The 15,660-nt window shown below is 71.4% G+C and carries 14 protein-coding genes; 4 read left to right on the top strand and 10 right to left on the bottom strand.

Annotation, left to right across the window (positions count from 1 at the left end; genetic code table 11):
• Positions 1–5 precede the first annotated feature (5 nt).
• Both AAG688_RS05530 and AAG688_RS05525 read right to left on the bottom strand, forming a co-directional pair.
• Positions 6–962 carry an NAD(P)/FAD-dependent oxidoreductase gene (locus AAG688_RS05530; protein WP_411834361.1) on the bottom strand — a complete coding sequence of 319 codons (957 nt, stop codon included), beginning with the start codon at positions 960–962 and terminating at the stop codon, positions 6–8.
• A 223-nt stretch (positions 963–1,185) separates the two neighbouring features.
• Positions 1,186–1,506, bottom strand: a complete 321-nt coding sequence (locus AAG688_RS05525; RefSeq protein ID WP_411834360.1) for a hypothetical protein — start codon at positions 1,504–1,506, stop codon at positions 1,186–1,188.
• 192 nt (positions 1,507–1,698) lie between these two features.
• Here AAG688_RS05525 and AAG688_RS05520 point away from each other — a divergent pair, with 192 nt between their 5' ends.
• Genes AAG688_RS05520 through AAG688_RS05510 form a run of 3 tightly spaced genes read left to right on the top strand, consistent with a single transcriptional unit; the run spans position 1,699 to position 5,130 of the window.
• Positions 1,699–2,970 (top strand): ectonucleotide pyrophosphatase/phosphodiesterase, encoded by a 1,272-nt coding sequence (locus AAG688_RS05520; RefSeq protein ID WP_411834359.1) that lies wholly within the window; start codon positions 1,699–1,701, stop codon positions 2,968–2,970.
• Positions 2,971–3,019: 49 nt separating this feature from the next.
• Positions 3,020–4,606, top strand: a complete 1,587-nt coding sequence (locus tag AAG688_RS05515; RefSeq protein ID WP_411834358.1) for an AlkA N-terminal domain-containing protein — start codon at positions 3,020–3,022, stop codon at positions 4,604–4,606.
• 29 nt (positions 4,607–4,635) lie between these two features.
• Complete coding sequence (locus AAG688_RS05510; RefSeq protein ID WP_411834944.1) at positions 4,636–5,130, top strand: methylated-DNA--[protein]-cysteine S-methyltransferase; 495 nt, start codon at positions 4,636–4,638, stop codon at positions 5,128–5,130.
• 66 nt (positions 5,131–5,196) lie between these two features.
• Here the strand turns inward: AAG688_RS05510 and AAG688_RS05505 are convergent, their stop codons facing one another.
• Together AAG688_RS05505 and AAG688_RS05500 are read right to left on the bottom strand one after the other, a co-directional pair.
• A complete protein-coding gene (locus AAG688_RS05505) occupies positions 5,197–6,822 on the bottom strand; it encodes a serine hydrolase (protein ID WP_411834357.1) in 1,626 nt (541 codons plus the stop codon).
• A gap of 99 nt (positions 6,823–6,921) precedes the next feature.
• A complete protein-coding gene (locus tag AAG688_RS05500; RefSeq protein WP_411834356.1) occupies positions 6,922–8,187 on the bottom strand; it encodes a formimidoylglutamate deiminase in 1,266 nt (421 codons plus the stop codon).
• Between the two features lie 90 nt (positions 8,188–8,277).
• Between AAG688_RS05500 and hutI the strand changes: the two genes are divergently transcribed.
• The gene (gene hutI / locus AAG688_RS05495; protein ID WP_411834355.1) at positions 8,278–9,510 is read left to right on the top strand and encodes an imidazolonepropionase; all 1,233 of its coding nucleotides are present in this window, start codon (positions 8,278–8,280) and stop codon (positions 9,508–9,510) included.
• A gap of 174 nt (positions 9,511–9,684) precedes the next feature.
• On the opposite strand, the gene AAG688_RS05490 is transcribed toward hutI, so the two are convergent.
• The 6 genes from AAG688_RS05490 to gltX all read right to left on the bottom strand — a co-directional run bounded on the left by AAG688_RS05490 (position 9,685) and on the right by gltX (position 15,585).
• The gene (locus AAG688_RS05490) at positions 9,685–9,861 is read right to left on the bottom strand and encodes a 30S ribosomal protein THX (RefSeq protein WP_411834354.1); all 177 of its coding nucleotides are present in this window, start codon (positions 9,859–9,861) and stop codon (positions 9,685–9,687) included.
• A 122-nt stretch (positions 9,862–9,983) separates the two neighbouring features.
• On the bottom strand, positions 9,984–10,391 hold the full coding sequence (locus AAG688_RS05485) for a MerC domain-containing protein (RefSeq protein WP_411834353.1): 408 nt from the start codon (positions 10,389–10,391) through the stop codon (positions 9,984–9,986).
• An 84-nt stretch (positions 10,392–10,475) separates the two neighbouring features.
• Positions 10,476–11,228: a class I SAM-dependent methyltransferase gene (locus tag AAG688_RS05480; protein WP_411834352.1), complete on the bottom strand. Its 753-nt coding sequence runs from the start codon at positions 11,226–11,228 to the stop codon at positions 10,476–10,478.
• Between the two features lie 34 nt (positions 11,229–11,262).
• Positions 11,263–13,365: a TonB-dependent receptor domain-containing protein gene (locus tag AAG688_RS05475; protein WP_411834351.1), complete on the bottom strand. Its 2,103-nt coding sequence runs from the start codon at positions 13,363–13,365 to the stop codon at positions 11,263–11,265.
• 290 nt (positions 13,366–13,655) lie between these two features.
• The gene (locus tag AAG688_RS05470) at positions 13,656–14,165 is read right to left on the bottom strand and encodes a transcriptional repressor (RefSeq protein ID WP_411834350.1); all 510 of its coding nucleotides are present in this window, start codon (positions 14,163–14,165) and stop codon (positions 13,656–13,658) included.
• Positions 14,166–14,178: 13 nt separating this feature from the next.
• Positions 14,179–15,585 (bottom strand): glutamate--tRNA ligase, encoded by a 1,407-nt coding sequence (gltX, locus tag AAG688_RS05465; protein ID WP_411834349.1) that lies wholly within the window; start codon positions 15,583–15,585, stop codon positions 14,179–14,181.
• Between the last annotated feature and the right edge of the window lie 75 nt (positions 15,586–15,660).

Raw genomic sequence — 15,660 nt, 5'->3', positions numbered from 1 at the left:
TGTGCCTATGGCGCCGCGGCGCGCCTGGGCGCATGCGGAAGCTGCGCATGCGCATGCGTGGCGGCGATGGCCGCCTGCCCCACCGCGACCGAGATCTGGTTGAGCCCGCTCACGACATCGCCGATCGCGTACAGCCCCGGCACCTGCGTCATCTGCTGCCGATCCACCGGCAGTTCGCCGTTCGCGGAAAGTTCGGCGCCGACCTGGCAGGCCAGTTCCACCCGGGTGTCGCAACCGAGGAACGGATAGACGGTGTCGAAGACGTGGAGCCTGCCCGCAGGCGCGGCATAACCACAGCGCGCGCCGTCGAAGCGCAGGTCGCCGCCGGGCGGCAGCCAGGAAAGCGCATCGGCAGCGGCGGCGGCACGCGCCCCGGCATCGGGTTCGTCGGTCGGCAGCAGCGTCACCCGCGCCGAATACGTGCGCAGGAAGCGCCCATGCCCGACGATCGATGCGGACGGGCCGTACACGCCGATGTCGGCGTCGGTGGCCTCGTAGGCATCGCAGATCGAGCACAGCCGCATCGCGCCGCGGGCGATCGCCGCGGCGGTCCACGGCGCGTCCGGCAGCCGGTCCACCACGCCGGTGGCGAGGATCACCTTGCGCGCGCGCCATGTCCGTCCATCGCGCACGCCCACCCGGAACGTGTCGTCCTCCCGGGCCAGCCGTGTCGCTTCCGCCTCGACGAATTCGGCGCCGAACTCCTCCGCCTGCCGGCGCATCCTTTCCAGCAGCGCCGGTCCGGAAACGCCCTGCGGGAAGCCGGGGCAGTTGTTGCTCTCGGGAATCCACGCCGCGCGGCTGCGGCGCGTGTCCAGCACCAGGCAGGCGCGGTGCGTGCGCAGCAGGTAGATCGCCGCGGTCAGGCCGGCCGGGCCGCCGCCGACGATGATCGCGTCCAGGAGGGTGCTGCCGGGTTCCCGGATCGCTTCCTGGACGACGTCTTGCCCGGCCTGTTTCATCGCGCGTCGGCAGCCGCTTGGGAGAATGCGCGAGGATGCCGGAGGCGATCACGCCGCCACGTGAAATGAGCCTGGGCCGCATTCGCCACGACAGGGGGCGCGTCGGCGCACACGTGGCTCAAGTCACCGCGCGCGATGGACGCCGCGAACGGAAGGAACAGGCGAGGAAAACGAAAATCCCCGCCATGCCGACGCGATGGCGGGGACGGCGATGCAGCGGCCTTCAGCGGATCGCCGGATCCAGCGCGCGCAGGGCCTGGACCAGATCGGTATGGCCGGTGCGCTGGATATCTTCCCTGGTATAGGCACGGCCCGGCTGCGCGCCACAGGCACCGCGCGCGTCGCGGCGGACGATGCGCGTGCCGGTTTCGCGCAGGCACTGCCTGTCGTCGAGGCGCTTTGCGTCCTTCGCGTGGTCGGCCCTGGCGGCTTCGCTGGCGGCGACGGGCTGCGACGCGGCGGCATCGCCGGACGTATCGGCGGGCGGCTGCGCCGTCGCTGCGAAGGCGAGGCACAGCGCGGGAAGAATCATCAGGCGCTTCATGGCAGATCCTCCTGCGAATCGGAACCTCCCCAACTTACGCCTGCCGGCACGGGTTGGCAGCCCCGTCCGTCGGTCCATTCAGTGGCGCGTCATCCGCATCCTTGCCTGCCGCCATCGCCGCCCTGCTGTCATGCAGGTTTCCCGGGACTCTGCCAAGCTTGTCGGAATTATTGAATGCCTGCCTTACCGCCCATGCCCCTGCCGTCCATTCGAGGCGCATGGCTGGCGTTGCTGCTGCTGGCCGGATGCGCCGGCACGCCGCCGCGCCCGGCCGTTGCCGCGCCCGCTCCCGATGCCCCGGTCCTGCTGCTGATCTCGATCGACGGCCTGCACCCGGATGCGCTGGGCCGCGGCGACACGCCGCACCTGGACCGCATCGCCGCCGAGGGCGTGCGCGCCGAGTGGATGAACCCGTCCTATCCCGTGCTCACCTTCCCCAACCATTTCACCCTGGTCACCGGCCTGCGCCCGGATCGGCACGGCATCGTGCACAACACGATGCGCGACGCCGGCCTCGGCGAGTTCAGGGTCGCCGACCGCGAGGCCGGCGCGCGCGCGCCGTGGTGGCAGGGCGAACCGATCTGGAACGCGGCCGAGCAGGCCGGACTGCGCACCGCGATCTGGGCCTGGCCGGGCAACACCGCGCCGATCGGCGGACTGCGCCCGGCGCGCTGGGTGCCGTATTCGCCGGAAGTGACGGCCGCCGCGCGCGCCGACGAGGTGGCCGGCTGGGTGACCGCGCCGGCCGCGACGCGTCCGCGGCTGGCGGCGCTGTACTTCGAGCACGTCGATGCCGCCGGCCATGATCACGGTCCCGATGCCGAACCGACGCGCGCGGCGCTGCGCGCGGTGGACGCGGCCATCGGCCGGATACTGAAGGCACTGGATGCACACGGGCTGGCGCCGCATACCGACCTGATCGTCGTCTCCGATCACGGCATGGCGCCGGTGGAGCCGGAACAATACCTGGCGGTGGAGGACATGGCGCCGCTGGAGGAGGCCGAGGCGGTCAGCATCGGCCAGGTCATCGGTTTCAACCCGCGCCCGGGCCGCGAGCAGGCCGCCGCCGCCCGCCTGCTCGGCCGGCACGCGCACCACGAATGCTGGCGCAGGCAGGATCTGCCGCCGCGCTGGCGTTACGGCAGCCACCCGCGCGTGCCGGCCATCGTCTGCCAGATGGACGAAGGCTGGAACGCCTCTCCCCGCGCGCATCTGCAGCGCATCCCGCTGGAGCGGCGCAAGCGCGGCGCGCATGGCTACGACCCGGCGCTGCCGTCGATGCGCGCGATGTTCGTCGCGCGCGGGCCGTCGTTCCGCAGCGGCGTCACCGTGCCGGCGATCGACAACGTCGATGTCTATCCGCTGCTGGCGCGCCTGCTCGGCGTCGAACCGGCGCCCAACGACGGCGATCCGCGCGCGTTGCTGCCGGCGCTGAAGCCGGCCGCGGACGCGCCCGCGCATTGATGTCCGAAAGCGGTGAGTCGGCATCGCCGGCCGGTGCTAGCCTGCCGGCATGCCCTCCGCTTCCTCGTCCGCCGCCGCCTTCCACGACGCCGCCGACGCGCTGGACCCGCGCGCCTGCGAGCAGGCGCGGCTGAGCCGCGATGCGCGCTTCGACGGGCTGTTCTTCAACGCGGTCACCAGCACCGGCATCTACTGCCGGCCGGTCTGCCCGGCGCCGGCGCCGCGGCCGTCCAACATCGTCTACTACCGCCACGCCGCGGCGGCGGAAGCGGCCGGCTTCCGGCCCTGCCTGCGCTGCCGGCCGGAGCTGTCGCCGGCCGACGGCAGCTGGCGGCGCGGCGACGCGACGGTGGCGCGCGCGCTGAAGCTGATCGAGGCCGGCGCGCTGGCCGGGGCGCCGCTGTCCGATCTGGCCGCGCGCGTCGGTGTCGGCGAACGCCAGTTGCGGCGGCTGTTCGGGCAGCGCATCGGCGCCTCCCCGATCGAGGTGCACGGCACGCGCCGGCTGCTGTTCGCCAAGCAGTTGCTGACCGAGACCGAGCTGCCGATCATCCAGGTGGCGCTGGCCGCCGGCTTCGGCAGCCTGACCCGCTTCAACACCGCCTTCCGCGACGAGTACCGGATGGCCCCGCGCGAACTGCGCAGGCGCGAGGGCGCGGCCGCCGGCGAGGCGCTGGTGCTGCGGCTCGGCTACCGCCCGCCGTACGATTTGGCGGCGATGCTGGACTTCCTGCGCGGGCGCGCGCTGCCCGGCGTCGAGTCGGTGGACGCGGACGGCTATGCGCGCGTGATCGGCGACGCCGGCGCGCCGGGCTGGCTGCGGGTGAGCCGCTGGCCGCCATCGCAGGGACGGCAGGATCACGCGCTGAAGCTGGAACTGCACGGCGCACGCGCGGCGGATCTGCTGGGCATCGTCGCGCGGCTGCGGCGGATGTTCGATCTCGACGCCGATCCGCAGGCCATCGCGCAGGCGCTGTCGGCCGACGCGCGGCTGCGGCCGCTGCTGGAGGCGCGGCCGGGACTGCGCCTGCCCAGCGGCTGGGACGGCTTCGAGATCGCGGTGCGCGCGGTGATCGGCCAGCAGGTCAGCGTGGCCGCGGCGCGCACGTTGACCGCGCGGCTGGCGCAGCGCCACGGCAGCACGCTGGCGGCGCCGTTCGCGCCGGGGCTGACCCATCTGTTCCCGACGCCGCAGGCGCTGGCGGACGCCGACCTGACCGAGATCGGCCTGATCCGCGCGCGCGCCGCGACGATCCGCGAGATGGCGCGCGCGCTGCTGGACGGGCGGGTCGATTTCCGCCCCGAGCGCACGCTGGAGGAACTGGTCGCGCGCTGGGTCGCGCTGCCCGGCATCGGCCCGTGGACGGCACACTACATCGCATTGCGCGCCACCGGCCATCCGGACGCGTTCCCGGCCGAGGATCTGGTCCTGCAGAAAGCGATATTTGCCCAGCCTGCCCCCGCGGCGGGGGGCATGCGGATGACCGCCAGGGCGCTGAGCGCGCGCGCCGAAGCCTGGCGTCCCTGGCGCGCCTACGCCGTCATCCACCTGTGGCGCGACAGCATGCCGCCCGCGAAGACTTCGCCCGTGGGAGCGACGTCAGTCGCGACCGTCACGCCTGCCCGTCGCGACTGACGTCGCTCCCACAGGACCTGTCCCTCATGATTTCCTATCGCCATCTCGACAGTCCCGTCGGCACGCTGCTGATCGCCGCCGACGATGCCGGCCTGCGCCTCATCGAGTTTCCTTCGCCGCGTCACCCGATGGCGCAACCGGCGCAGTGGCATGAAGGCGAGCATCCGATCCTGCGGAAGGCATGCGAACAACTCGGTGAATACTTCGGCGGCGATCGCAGGGAGTTCGACCTGCCGCTGGCGCCGCAGGGCACCGCGTTCCAGCAACAGGTGTGGCGGGCGCTGGCGGACATTCCCTACGGCCAGACCCGCAGCTACGCGCAACTGGCGCAACGGCTGGGCCGGCCGACGGCCACGCGCGCGGTCGGCGCGGCCAACGGCCGCAACCCGCTGCCGATCGTGCTGCCCTGCCACCGCGTCATCGGCGCCGACGGCAGCCTGACCGGCTTCGGCGGCGGGCTGCCGACCAAGCGCTTCCTGCTGCAACTGGAAGGCGCGTTGCAGGCCGGCGATCTGTTCGGCTGAGGCGGGCGCGGACCCGGTTTCTTCCGCGCCCGGGCCCGATTGACGCGCTTCAGCGCGGCGCCGGCATCACTGGCGCTCGCCCTTCAGCATCCTGCCGGCCTGGTGCAGTTCCAGCGCAGCGACCTTGCCGCTGGCGTCGCGCCTGAAGACGATTTCGATGCCGAAGGCGGCCGCCTCGAAGCGATCCGCGCCACTGGCCTCCAGCGCGAACTCGCCCTGCCCGGTCGCCCGTGCATGCAGCCGGCTGCCGTCCGAGCGCACCGCCAGTTCGAAGCCGGGCATCAGCGGATAGCGGCCCTCATACTCGGCCAGCGCCTGCGCCGACAGCGCGGGCACGGCGGCGGCGGCCTTGTCGACACGGGTGGCGTGAACCATCGCGCCCATCTGCGCCCAGGTGAAGGCATGGCTGCCGTCGGCCTTGCGCTGCGGCTTCAGCACCGCATCCAGCGCCAGCGGATGGAAGTCGCCGGCATCGTCGTAGGCCATCTCGTACTCGCCCTTCCCCTTCGGATGCACGAACAACTTGCCGTCGCGCTGGCGCAGGGTCATCCGCAGGCCGGGAAGCTGGTATTCGCCTTCCAGTTGCCGCAGCAGTTCGGCCGGCGCGTCGATCTTGCGCCGTGGCTTGCCCAACGGAAACGAGGCGTCCACCAGGTGCAGGCCCAGCGAGCCCAGGCTACCGATCGAGTTCCAGGTGGTGTCGGACAGGATCACCACGCCGCGCTGGCGCTCGCGATCGATCGAGGCCCAGGCCGAGAAGCCGCCGGTGCCGCCCTCGTGCAGCAGCACGGTGCGGCCGGCGACCGGCATCAGCATCCAGTTCATCGCCATCGCCGGCTTGTCCGAGACCTGTTGCTGGCTCAGCGCCAGCGCCGGCGCGATGGCCGCATCGGTCCAGCCCAGCCCGCCCTGCACGTAACGCACCATGTCCTCCAGGGTGGCGCGCACGCCGCCCGCGCCGGCCAGGTCGGTGGCGAAGCGCCACGGCGGCGTGGGCCGGGTGTTGGGCGTATGGCCCACCGCCGCACGCACGCCGGCCGGCGGCTGGTTGACGTAGGCATGGCGCATGCCCAGCGGCGCGAACAGGCGCTGCCTGATCAGGCTCTCGAAGTCGCTGCCGGCGCGGCGCGCGACCGCGTACGACAGCACCATCGAGGCGAAGTTGGAATACTCGAACTGCGCCCCCGGCGCGCGCGCCAGCGTCGCATCGCCCAGCGAGGCCAGCAGCGCCGGCGCGTCGAGGTTGGCGTAGGGATCGCTCATGTCGGTGGCGCCCAGCCGCGACGGCAGCGCCGGCAGTCCGGAAGTGTGGGTGACCATGTGGCGCAGCAGGATCGGCTGGCCCTGGTAATCGGGCACCTTCGTACCTTCCGGCAGCCATGCCGACAGCGGATCGTCCAGCGATCCCTTGCCCTGCAGGATCAGCTCGGCCAGCAGCGCGGCGGTCATGGTCTTGCTGATCGAGCCGATCTCGAAGGCGCTGTCCGGGCCGATGCGGCCTTCGTCCTTGTCGTCGGCGCAGACGTAGGCGCGGGCGACCTGCGCCTTCTCGACCACCGCCACCGCCATGCAGGCGCCGGTGCGGTCGCCGTGCAGGCGCTGGGCGACCAGGTCGCGCAGCTGCGCATCGGTCATGGCATGGGCGGGCATGGCGCCCAAGGCGAGCAGGATCGCGGCGGCAGGCATCTTCATGGCAGGTTCTCCCTGGATGTTGGCTTCAGCATCGGCATGCGCCGGGGTTTGCGGGTGGAACGCCCACGCGCGGCGAAGAAGCGGGCGTCGGTGGCGCGCTCACTCGGCCAGCAGGCGCTCCATCGCGCTACGGTAACGCGCCGCGATGGCGTCGCGATCGCGGTGGCGGCCGTCCTCGACCACGCGGCGGCCTTCCACCTCCACCCGCTTCACCAGCGGGCGATTGCCACTGAACACCCAGCGGTCCAGCACGTCCTCCCCGGTGGCCCCGGCCAGCAGCGGCGCGCCTGCCTCCAGCGTCACCGTGTCGGCCGTGGCGGCGGCGTGGCCGGTCGCGCGGATCGCGCTGTCGATCGCCCCCTGCACCAGCGTCCGGCCCACGCTCGGCGACTGCGCCGACACCGCGATGTTGCGGTGCCGGGTGAACAGCCGCTGGCCGTATTCCAGCCAGCGCAGTTCCTCCACCGGCGAGACCGAGATGTGCGAGTCCGAGCCGATGCCCCAGGCGCCGCCGGCGTCGAGATAGGCGCGCAGCGGGAACAGCCCGTCGCCGAGGTTGGCCTCGGTGGTCGGGCAGATCGCCACCGTCGCGCCGCTGGCGGCGATGCCGCGGGTCTCGGCGTCGTCCAGGTGGGTGGCGTGGACCAGCGTCCAGCGCGCATCGATCGCGGCGTTGTCCAGCAGCCAGCGCACCGGGCGCGCGCCGCGCACGGCCAGGCAGTCCTCCACCTCGCCGGTCTGCTCGGCGATGTGGATGTGCAGCGGCGCGTCGGCCGGCAGCGCGGCCAGCGCCTGCCGCAGCGCCTGCGGCGGCACCGCGCGCAGGCTGTGGAAGGCGCAACCCACCCGCAGCATCGCGTCCTGCCGCGCGTGCAGGTCGTCGAACAGGCGCAGGTAGGACTCGACGTCGTGGCCGAAGCGGCGCTGCCGATCCGACAGCGCGCGGCCGTCGAAGCCGCCGGTCATGTACAGCACCGGCAGCAGGGTCAGGCGGATGCCGGTTTCGCGCGCGGCGGCGATCAGCGCCTGCGACATCGCGTCGCGGCGCGGATACGGCGCGCCGTCGGGCCGGTGGTGCACGTAGTGGAACTCGCACACGGTGGTGTAGCCGGCCTCCAGCATCTCCGCGTAGAGCTGCGCGGCGACCGCGTGCAGGCTGTCCGGATCCATCCGCCCGGCGAAGCGGTACATCGTCTCGCGCCAGGTCCAGAAGCTGTCGCGCGGATCCGTCTGCCGCTCGGCCAGTCCGGCCATCGCGCGCTGGAACGCGTGCGAATGCAGGTTGGCGATGCCGGGCACGCGCCAGTCGCCGGCGGTGTCGCGCTGCGCCAGCGCGGGGATGTTCTGCTCTGCTGCGGTTTCCATGTCCACCTGACGGTGCTGCGCGGGTGCGCTAGGCTACCGCGTCGGCGCGCGCATGGGCAGCGCGCATCGCCTTGCCATCGGAGAAAACGAGTGACGAATGCAGACGGTCCGCGCTGGGACGGCGTGATAATCGGCGCGCGCCTGGCCACGCTGGCCGGCGACGCCGGCTATGGCGCGATCGAGGACGGCGCGCTGGGCTGGCGCGACGGCGTGCTGCAATACGCCGGCCCGGCCGACGGCCTGCCGGCCGAAGCGTCGGCGCTGTCAGACCAAATCATTGAGGCGGACGGCGCGTGGATCACGCCCGGCCTGATCGACTGCCACACCCACGTCGTGTTCGCCGGCGATCGCGCCGGCGAGTTCGAGCAGCGCCTGCAAGGCGCCAGCTACGAGGAGATCGCGCGCGCCGGCGGCGGCATCGTCTCCACCGTGCGCGCCACCCGCGCCGCCGACGAGGACGAACTGCTGGCGCAGTCGCTGCCGCGCGCGCGCGCGCTGCGCGCCGACGGCGTGACCACGCTGGAGATCAAGTCCGGCTACGGCCTGGACCTGGACAACGAGCGCAAGATGCTGCGCGTGGCCCGCCGCATCGGCGAGGCGCTCGGCCTCGGCGTGCGCACCACCTTCCTCGGCGCGCACGCGCTGCCGCCCGAGTACGCCGGCCGCGCCGACGACTACGTCGATGCGGTCTGCGCCTGGCTGCCGCGGCTGCATGCCGAGGGGCTGGTCGATGCGGTCGACGCGTTCTGCGAGCGCATCGGCTTCGATGCGGCACAGACGCGGCGGGTGTTCGAGGCCGCGCGCGCGCTCGGCCTGCCGGTCAAGCTGCACGCCGACCAGCTCAGCGACGGCGGCGGCGCGGCGCTGGCGGCGGACTTTCGCGGCCTGTCGGCCGACCACGTCGAATACACCTCGGAAGACGGCGCGCGCGCGATGGCCGCCGCCGGCACCGTCGCGGTGCTGCTGCCGGGCGCCTTCCACGTGCTGCGCGAGACCAGGCTGCCGCCGCTGGAGGCGTTCCGCGCCCACGGCGTGCCGATGGCGGTGGCGACCGACTGCAACCCGGGCACCTCGCCGCTGCAATCGCTGCGGCTGGCGATGTCGCTGGCCTGCACGCACTTCCGCCTGACACCGGAGGAAGCGCTGCGCGGCGCCACCGTGCACGCCGCGCGCGCGCTCGGCCTGGCCGACCGCGGCCGCCTGCGGGCGGGCCTGCGCGCGGATTTCGCACTGTGGGACATCGCCCGTCCGGCCGAGCTGGCCTACTGGCTGGGCGGCCAGCCGCTGCTCGCCAGCTACGCGGGCGGTGCGCGCATCGTTTGAATCGCCCTGGAAGCTCCCGTTATCCCCGCGAAGGCGGGGATGACGGGTAGATCTATGTACTGAAAAGAAATTGCTCCGGCAGCGAAGCAAGCGACACGCCTCTCCAAAACGCCGAAACCCGGCCGGAGCCGGGTTTCGGGTCGCTTGCCGGACGCGGCCGGCACGGCGCCAGGCTTACGCCTTGGCGACGGCCTTCTTGGCCACGGCCTTCTTGGCCGGCGCCTTCACCACGGCCTTCTTGGCGGTGGCGGTGGCGGCGACGGCCGCCTTGGCCACGACCTGCTTGCGCGCGTTGCCGTAGCTGCTGTTGTAGCGCTTGCCCTTGGCGGTCTTGCGATCACCCTTGCCCATCGGTAGTTCTCCTGAATTGACGAAAATCTGCGGCGCCGGCCAGCGGCGATGCGCCGCCAGGCCCGTCGCGCGGGACCGGAAAGACTACCACAGCCGTCCCGGCCGCCGTCCTCGCCGGGCGCTCAATGCGCGCAGCTGGCGTCGTGGATGTGCCAGTGGTTCAGCCGCAGGTTGACCAGATGGGCGATGGCCACCAGCGTGCCGCCCAGCGTCATCACCACCGCGTGCGGCACCGCCGACTCGTGCAGCGGCACGTACAGCACCCCGGCCCACAGCGCCGCCAGCCCGGCCAGCAGCATGCCCAGCGCCCGGAAGGCGCGATGGCGGCGATAGCCCCAGATCAGGCTGAACAGGCCCAGCACGGTCACGAACAGCACGAATCCGCGCTCGAAGCCATCGCCCATCCAGATCGACAGGCCCAGCGAGGGAATCGCCGCCAGCAGCAGCGGCGTCAACGCGCAATGGAGCGCGCAGAGCAGCGAACCGGTGGCGGCGAACCGATCGATGAACCGACGGACGTTCCCTTTCATGGCGGCAGATGGGGTCCAAGAAGATTTGTTACACAATAACATAAACATTCGTTCCCGCGTGAAGAATGGACCGCGGCCTGGTCATCAGGTGCCCGGCTCGGCCACCACGACGTAGTCGTGCCCGTGGCGCAGGCCGCCCTCCCGCCGCAGGTGCGCCAGCGCGCGGGCGCGCAGGTCGGCCACGTGCGCCAGCATCGCCACCGCCAGTGCGCGGTCATGGAACCTGCCGGCCGCATGCGTGCACATGTCGAGCTGGCTGTGGACGAAGCGCTCGCCGTAGCGGATCGCGATCCGCTCCGCGTCCACCACCCGGAAACCGCTGCGCGCGAGCTGCCGCAGCGTCCAGTCCAGCGGATATTCGCGGTAGGGATGATCACCGGCCATCAGCAGGCAGGCGTCGCGCAGCCGGCCTATCTCGACCACCAGGCGGCCGTCGGGATCCGATGGCGCGTAGGGCACGTACGGCTCCAGCCCGATTACGTAGAGCCGGCCTCCCACCAGCGGGCGCAGCCGCTCGAACAAGCGGTCCTGCGTATAGGGGGCGAAGCCCTCGATCGCGCCGAGCAGGTAGTCGGCCAGCACGGTGTCGTAGCGTTCGCCGTCGAGCAGCCGCGGATCGCTCCAGTTGCCGACGACCACGCGATCCTGCGGGCGGATGCGATCGCCGGCCTCGCGCCGGGTCGCCTCGGCCATCGCCTGCGAACCGGTCACCGCGGTCCAGCGCGGCGTATCGCGCTGCAACAGCCACTGCATCGAACTGCGCCCGGTGCCCGCATCGAGCACCGCGCCCCACGGTAGGTCGCCGTGGAGCGCGGTGACGCGATCGTAGAGCGACATGCCTCAGCGGCCGGCGGCCGGCGCGAGCGCCGGATCAGAAGTCATAGGTCAATCCGACGCTCAGGTTGCGGCCCGGCAGCGGCACGGCGCTGGCGAGGAAGGAAGTGTGGTTCCACACCTTCTCGTCGAGCAGGTTGGCGCCGCGCAGGAACAGCCGCGCGCGCCCGTCGCCGATGCGGTAGTCCAGCGTCAGGTTGAGCATGTCGTGGCCCGGCGTGGCCGACTCGAAATCGGCGATGTCGTGCTGGCGGGAGACGTGGTACAGCTCGACCTCGCCGGAGAACGAATCCAGATCCACGTTGACGCGGCCGCCGACGCGCGCGGCGGGGATGCGCGGCACGTTGCCGCCGCCGTCGGCGAACCTGGCGTGGACGCGATCGGCGAACACGCCGGCGGACAGCACGTCGTTGAAACGGTAGTCCACCTCCGCCTCCCACCCGCGGAACTCGGCGTCGCGCTGGCTGTACTTGATGAGGCGGAAGTCCTCGTATTGATCCAGCGTGCGCGCATGGATGTAGTCGTCGATGTCGTTGGAGAAGCCGCCGACGCTGAAGGTCAGGTCGCCCACCGACTTGCGCAGCATCAGTTCCAGGTTGCGCGAGGACTCCTTGCCGAACCACGCGTCGTTGGCCGCGCCGCCGCAGGTCAGCGCGTGCGGCAGCAGGCCGCATTCGTAGGTGTTGGTCGCCATGTGGATGCCGCGCGCATACAGTTCCTGCGCATGCGGCAGGCGCTCCGAGTGCGCGGCCGAGAAGGTCAGCGAGACGTCCGGACGGAATTCCCAGATCGCCGCGCCGGAGAACGAGGTGGCGGTATCGTCGAAGCGCGGGCGGTTGCGCGGGTCGTCCACCGGACGGTGCTCCAGCCACTCGTGGCGCGCGCCAATCTCGAAATGCCACTGCTCGGACGGCTCGAAGTGCTCGACCAGGAACACGCCGGTGCTGCGGGTGTCGACCTGGGGCAGGAAGGCCTCGACGCCCTCGGCGCTGAAGCGGGTATCCGAATGCTGCACGCCGAACACGCCGGTCCAGTCGCCGATGGGCGCGTGCTCGACTTCCACGCGTCCCTCGTAGCCCTTGTTGGCGAAGGCGGTGGTCACCTCGCCCTCGTCGATTTCGTCGTGGCGGTAGTCGGTGTGGCTGGCGCGCAGGCGGATCCGGCTGATGCCGGCGAAGGGATCGCGGTACTCGCCGCGCAGGTCCACCCGCTTGCTCACCAGGTTGATGACCGGCACGTCCTCGTGCGCGTGATCATGGTCGTGATCGTGGTCGTCGCCGTCGTCGTGATCGTGGCTGCCGCAGTGCAGCGCGCTGCCGTGCGGATGGCAGCCCTCGTACTCGTGGCTGTGCCCGGGCAGGCCGTAGTCGTCCTCGCGCCAGGAATAGGCCAGGCCCAGGTAACCGTTGTCGGTGACCCAGGACAGGCCGGCGCTGGCGTTGCGCGACTCGGCGAAGGTGCCGTCCACGCGCGACTCGTCCCAGCCGCGCGACTTGTAGCTGTCGGCGTCGCGGTAGGAGCCTTCGGCGTGCAGCACCAGATGGGCGCCGGCCTGCGCGCTGACGGCCGCGGCCGCCGCCTTCTCGCCGGCCACGGTGTTGCCGCGGAGGGCCAGCCTGCCCTCCAGGCCGCCTTCGGGCAGGCGGGTCGGGATCCTGTTGTCGAGCACGTTGACCACGCCGCCGATGGCGCCGCCGCCGTACAGCAGGGTGGCCGGGCCGCGCAGCACCTCGACCCGCTCGCCGAGCAGCGGGTCCACGGTGACGGCGTGATCGGGCGAGATGTCCGAGGCGTCCAGCACCGACGCGCTGTCGGACAGCACCTTGACCCGCGGACCGACCTGGCCGCGGATCACCGGGCGGCTGGAACCGCTGCCGAAGGTATCGGCATGCACGCCGGGCAACCCGTTCAGCGCTTCGCCCAGCGTGGCCGCGCCCGAGGCCTGCAAGTCGTCGCCGGACACCACGCTGTAAGGCGCGGCGATGCGGCTCTGATCCTCGCCGATGGCGACGACCTGCACGGCGTCGAGCGTCTTGGCGTCCTGCATCGCGGCCTCGGCGGCGAGCGCCGGGACCGGGATCACGAGGGTGCCGAGGATGAGTTGCAGCGCGCTGCCAAGGGGATGGCGTCGGAAAGTCATGGGTTACCTGTGCCTGGCCGGGAATCGTGGAGGACGGCGGGAGTGCCGATATCGTTACTTTATAACACAGTTACGATATAACATATGCCGTAAGTCATGCTTCTGGCCGCTCGGCGAACGCCGGCGCTTCCGTGGAGCGCGGGAAACGCCCGCACGGCCTCTCCGCGCCCCGGGAAGATCGCGGTGGATGTTCTTATCAGAAGTCGCCGCAGCCATTGCGGCACGCCGGCGGCCCGATGGAGGCCGCCTCGGGAGATGCGATCAGCGGCCGGGACGGCCCGGTTCCGGGCTCAGTCGGCAGGAAGCTCCGCGCACTGCGCGCACAGCCCGTGCACTTCCAGCGTCTGCGCCTGCGGCTGGAAGCCGAGCGCCTTGGCGCGCTGCTCCAGTTGCTCGACGACGGCGCGGTCCTCCAGCTCCACCGCGCTGTGGCAGCGATCGCAGATCAGGAACGGCACCGAATGCTGCGCGCTGCTCGGGTGGTGGCAGGCGACGAAGGCGTTGACCGACGACAGCTTGTGCACGAAGCCGTTGGCCATCAGGAAATCCAGCGCGCGATAGACCGTCGGCGGCGCGTCGGCGCCGACGCCCTTGGACTGCCGCACCTGGTCGAGCAGGTCGTAGGCCTTGATCGGCTTGCCGGCCTCGGCGATCAGCTCCAGCACGCGCTCGCGGATCGGGGTCAGCCGCAGGCCGCGCTCGTGGCAGGCGCGCTGCACCGCCTGCACGAACGCGCGCGCATCGCTGACGTGGTGCTTGGGATCGGTGCAGGCGTGATCGTGGTCGTGGGCGTGCGGCATGGGCGGTGGCGAATCAGCCGGGACTACCGGTCTTGATAAGCGCTGCGTCGATCCGTTTCAAGGCTTCGTCGCGGCCGGCCAGGTACACGGTATGGGAAATGTCCGGGCTCACCTGGGTGCCGGTGATCGCCACGCGCAGCGGCTGGGCGACCTTGCCCATGCCGATCTCCAGCGCCGCGGCGGCATCGTGCAGCGCGGCCGAGACCGCCTCCACGGTCCATTCCGGCAGCGCGGCCAGCCGTTCGCGCGCCTTGGCCAGCGGCGCGTCGGCGCCGGCCTTCAGGTGCTTGGCGACGGCGACCTCGTCGTACTGCTCCAGCGGCCGGTACCAGACCACCGCCTTCTCGGCCATTTCCTTCAGCGTCTGCACGCGCTCGCGCAGGGCCACCACCACGTCGGCCGGCGCGGGCCCGGCGGCGATGTCGATGCCCAGCTTCTCCAGTTGATGGACCAGGTGCGGCGCGACGGTCGCCGGATCGTCGGTCTTCAGGTAGTGCTGGTTGACCCAGCCCAGCTTGGCCATGTCCAGGCGCGCGGCCTTGGAGTTGACGTCCTTCACGTCGAACAGCGCGATCAGCTCGGCGCGCGAGAACAGTTCCTGATCGCCGTGCGACCAGCCCAGCCGCGCCAGGTAGTTGATCAGCGCGTGCGGCAGGTAGCCGGCGTCCTTGTACTGCATCACGTCGGCCGCGCCGGTGCGCTTGGAAAGCTTGGCGCCCTGCTCGTCCAGGATCATCGGCATGTGCGCGAACTTCGGCACCGGCGCGCCCAGCGCTTCGTAGATGTTGATCTGGCGCGGGGTGTTGTTGATGTGGTCGTCGCCGCGGATCACTTCGGTGATGCCCATGTCCCAGTCGTCCACCACCACCGCGAAGTTGTAGGTCGGATAGCCGTCGGGGCGGAAGATCACCATGTCGTCGAGCTCGCTGTTGGCGATCTCGATGCGGCCCTTGATCAGGTCGTCGAAGGCGACCACGCCGTCCAGCGGATTCCTGAAGCGGATGACGCGGTTGGGATCGTCGCGATGCGGCAGGCCCAGATCGCGCGCGGCGCCGTTGTAGCGCGGCTTCTCCTGCCTGGCCATCGCCGCCTCGCGCATGGCGTCCAGCTCCTCGCGGGTCTCGTAGGCGTAGTAGGCCTTGCCGGCGGCAACCAGTTGCTCGGCGACCTCGCGATAGCGCTCGATGCGCGCGGTCTGGTAGATCGGGCCTTCGTCGTAGTCCAGGCCCAGCCAGTCCATCGCCTCCAGGATCGCGTCGATGGCCGCCTGCGTGCTGCGCTCGCGGTCGGTGTCCTCGATGCGCAGGATGAAGTCGCCGCCGCGGTGGCGCGCCTCCAGCCAGCAGTACAGCGCGGTGCGCGCGCCGCCGATATGCAGGTAGCCGGTGGGACTGGGGGCGAAGCGGGTGCGGCAGGTCATGGGCGACTCTGAAAACGGAATCGGGGGATTTTAGCAGCGCCACCGCTTTTCCCCTTCCCCTTCGAGGGGAAGAGC

Origin of the sequence: Pseudoxanthomonas mexicana (assembly GCF_046736355.1) — a bacterium.
Classification (GTDB): domain Bacteria; phylum Pseudomonadota; class Gammaproteobacteria; order Xanthomonadales; family Xanthomonadaceae; genus Pseudoxanthomonas_A; species Pseudoxanthomonas_A mexicana_B.
The sequence above is the reverse complement of the archived record's forward strand: the minus strand, read 5'-3'. Positions and strand labels throughout refer to the sequence as shown.

Bases quoted from the DNA above. Each gene is read 5' to 3' on its own strand.
- AAG688_RS05515 (WP_411834358.1), top strand. From the start codon at position 3,020: ATGCCCTCCGCTTCCTCGTCCGCCGCCGCCTTCCACGACGCCGCCGAC.
- AAG688_RS05470 (WP_411834350.1), bottom strand. From the start codon at position 14,165: ATGCCGCACGCCCACGACCACGATCACGCCTGCACCGATCCCAAGCAC.
- AAG688_RS05485 (WP_411834353.1), bottom strand. From the start codon at position 10,391: ATGAAAGGGAACGTCCGTCGGTTCATCGATCGGTTCGCCGCCACCGGT.
- AAG688_RS05530 (WP_411834361.1), bottom strand. From the start codon at position 962: ATGAAACAGGCCGGGCAAGACGTCGTCCAGGAAGCGATCCGGGAACCC.
- AAG688_RS05480 (WP_411834352.1), bottom strand. From the start codon at position 11,228: ATGTCGCTCTACGATCGCGTCACCGCGCTCCACGGCGACCTACCGTGG.
- AAG688_RS05525 (WP_411834360.1), bottom strand. From the start codon at position 1,506: ATGAAGCGCCTGATGATTCTTCCCGCGCTGTGCCTCGCCTTCGCAGCG.
- AAG688_RS05475 (WP_411834351.1), bottom strand. From the start codon at position 13,365: ATGACTTTCCGACGCCATCCCCTTGGCAGCGCGCTGCAACTCATCCTC.
- gltX (WP_411834349.1), bottom strand. From the start codon at position 15,585: ATGACCTGCCGCACCCGCTTCGCCCCCAGTCCCACCGGCTACCTGCAT.
- AAG688_RS05500 (WP_411834356.1), bottom strand. From the start codon at position 8,187: ATGGAAACCGCAGCAGAGCAGAACATCCCCGCGCTGGCGCAGCGCGAC.
- AAG688_RS05505 (WP_411834357.1), bottom strand. From the start codon at position 6,822: ATGAAGATGCCTGCCGCCGCGATCCTGCTCGCCTTGGGCGCCATGCCC.
- AAG688_RS05490 (WP_411834354.1), bottom strand. From the start codon at position 9,861: ATGGGCAAGGGTGATCGCAAGACCGCCAAGGGCAAGCGCTACAACAGC.
- AAG688_RS05520 (WP_411834359.1), top strand. From the start codon at position 1,699: ATGCCCCTGCCGTCCATTCGAGGCGCATGGCTGGCGTTGCTGCTGCTG.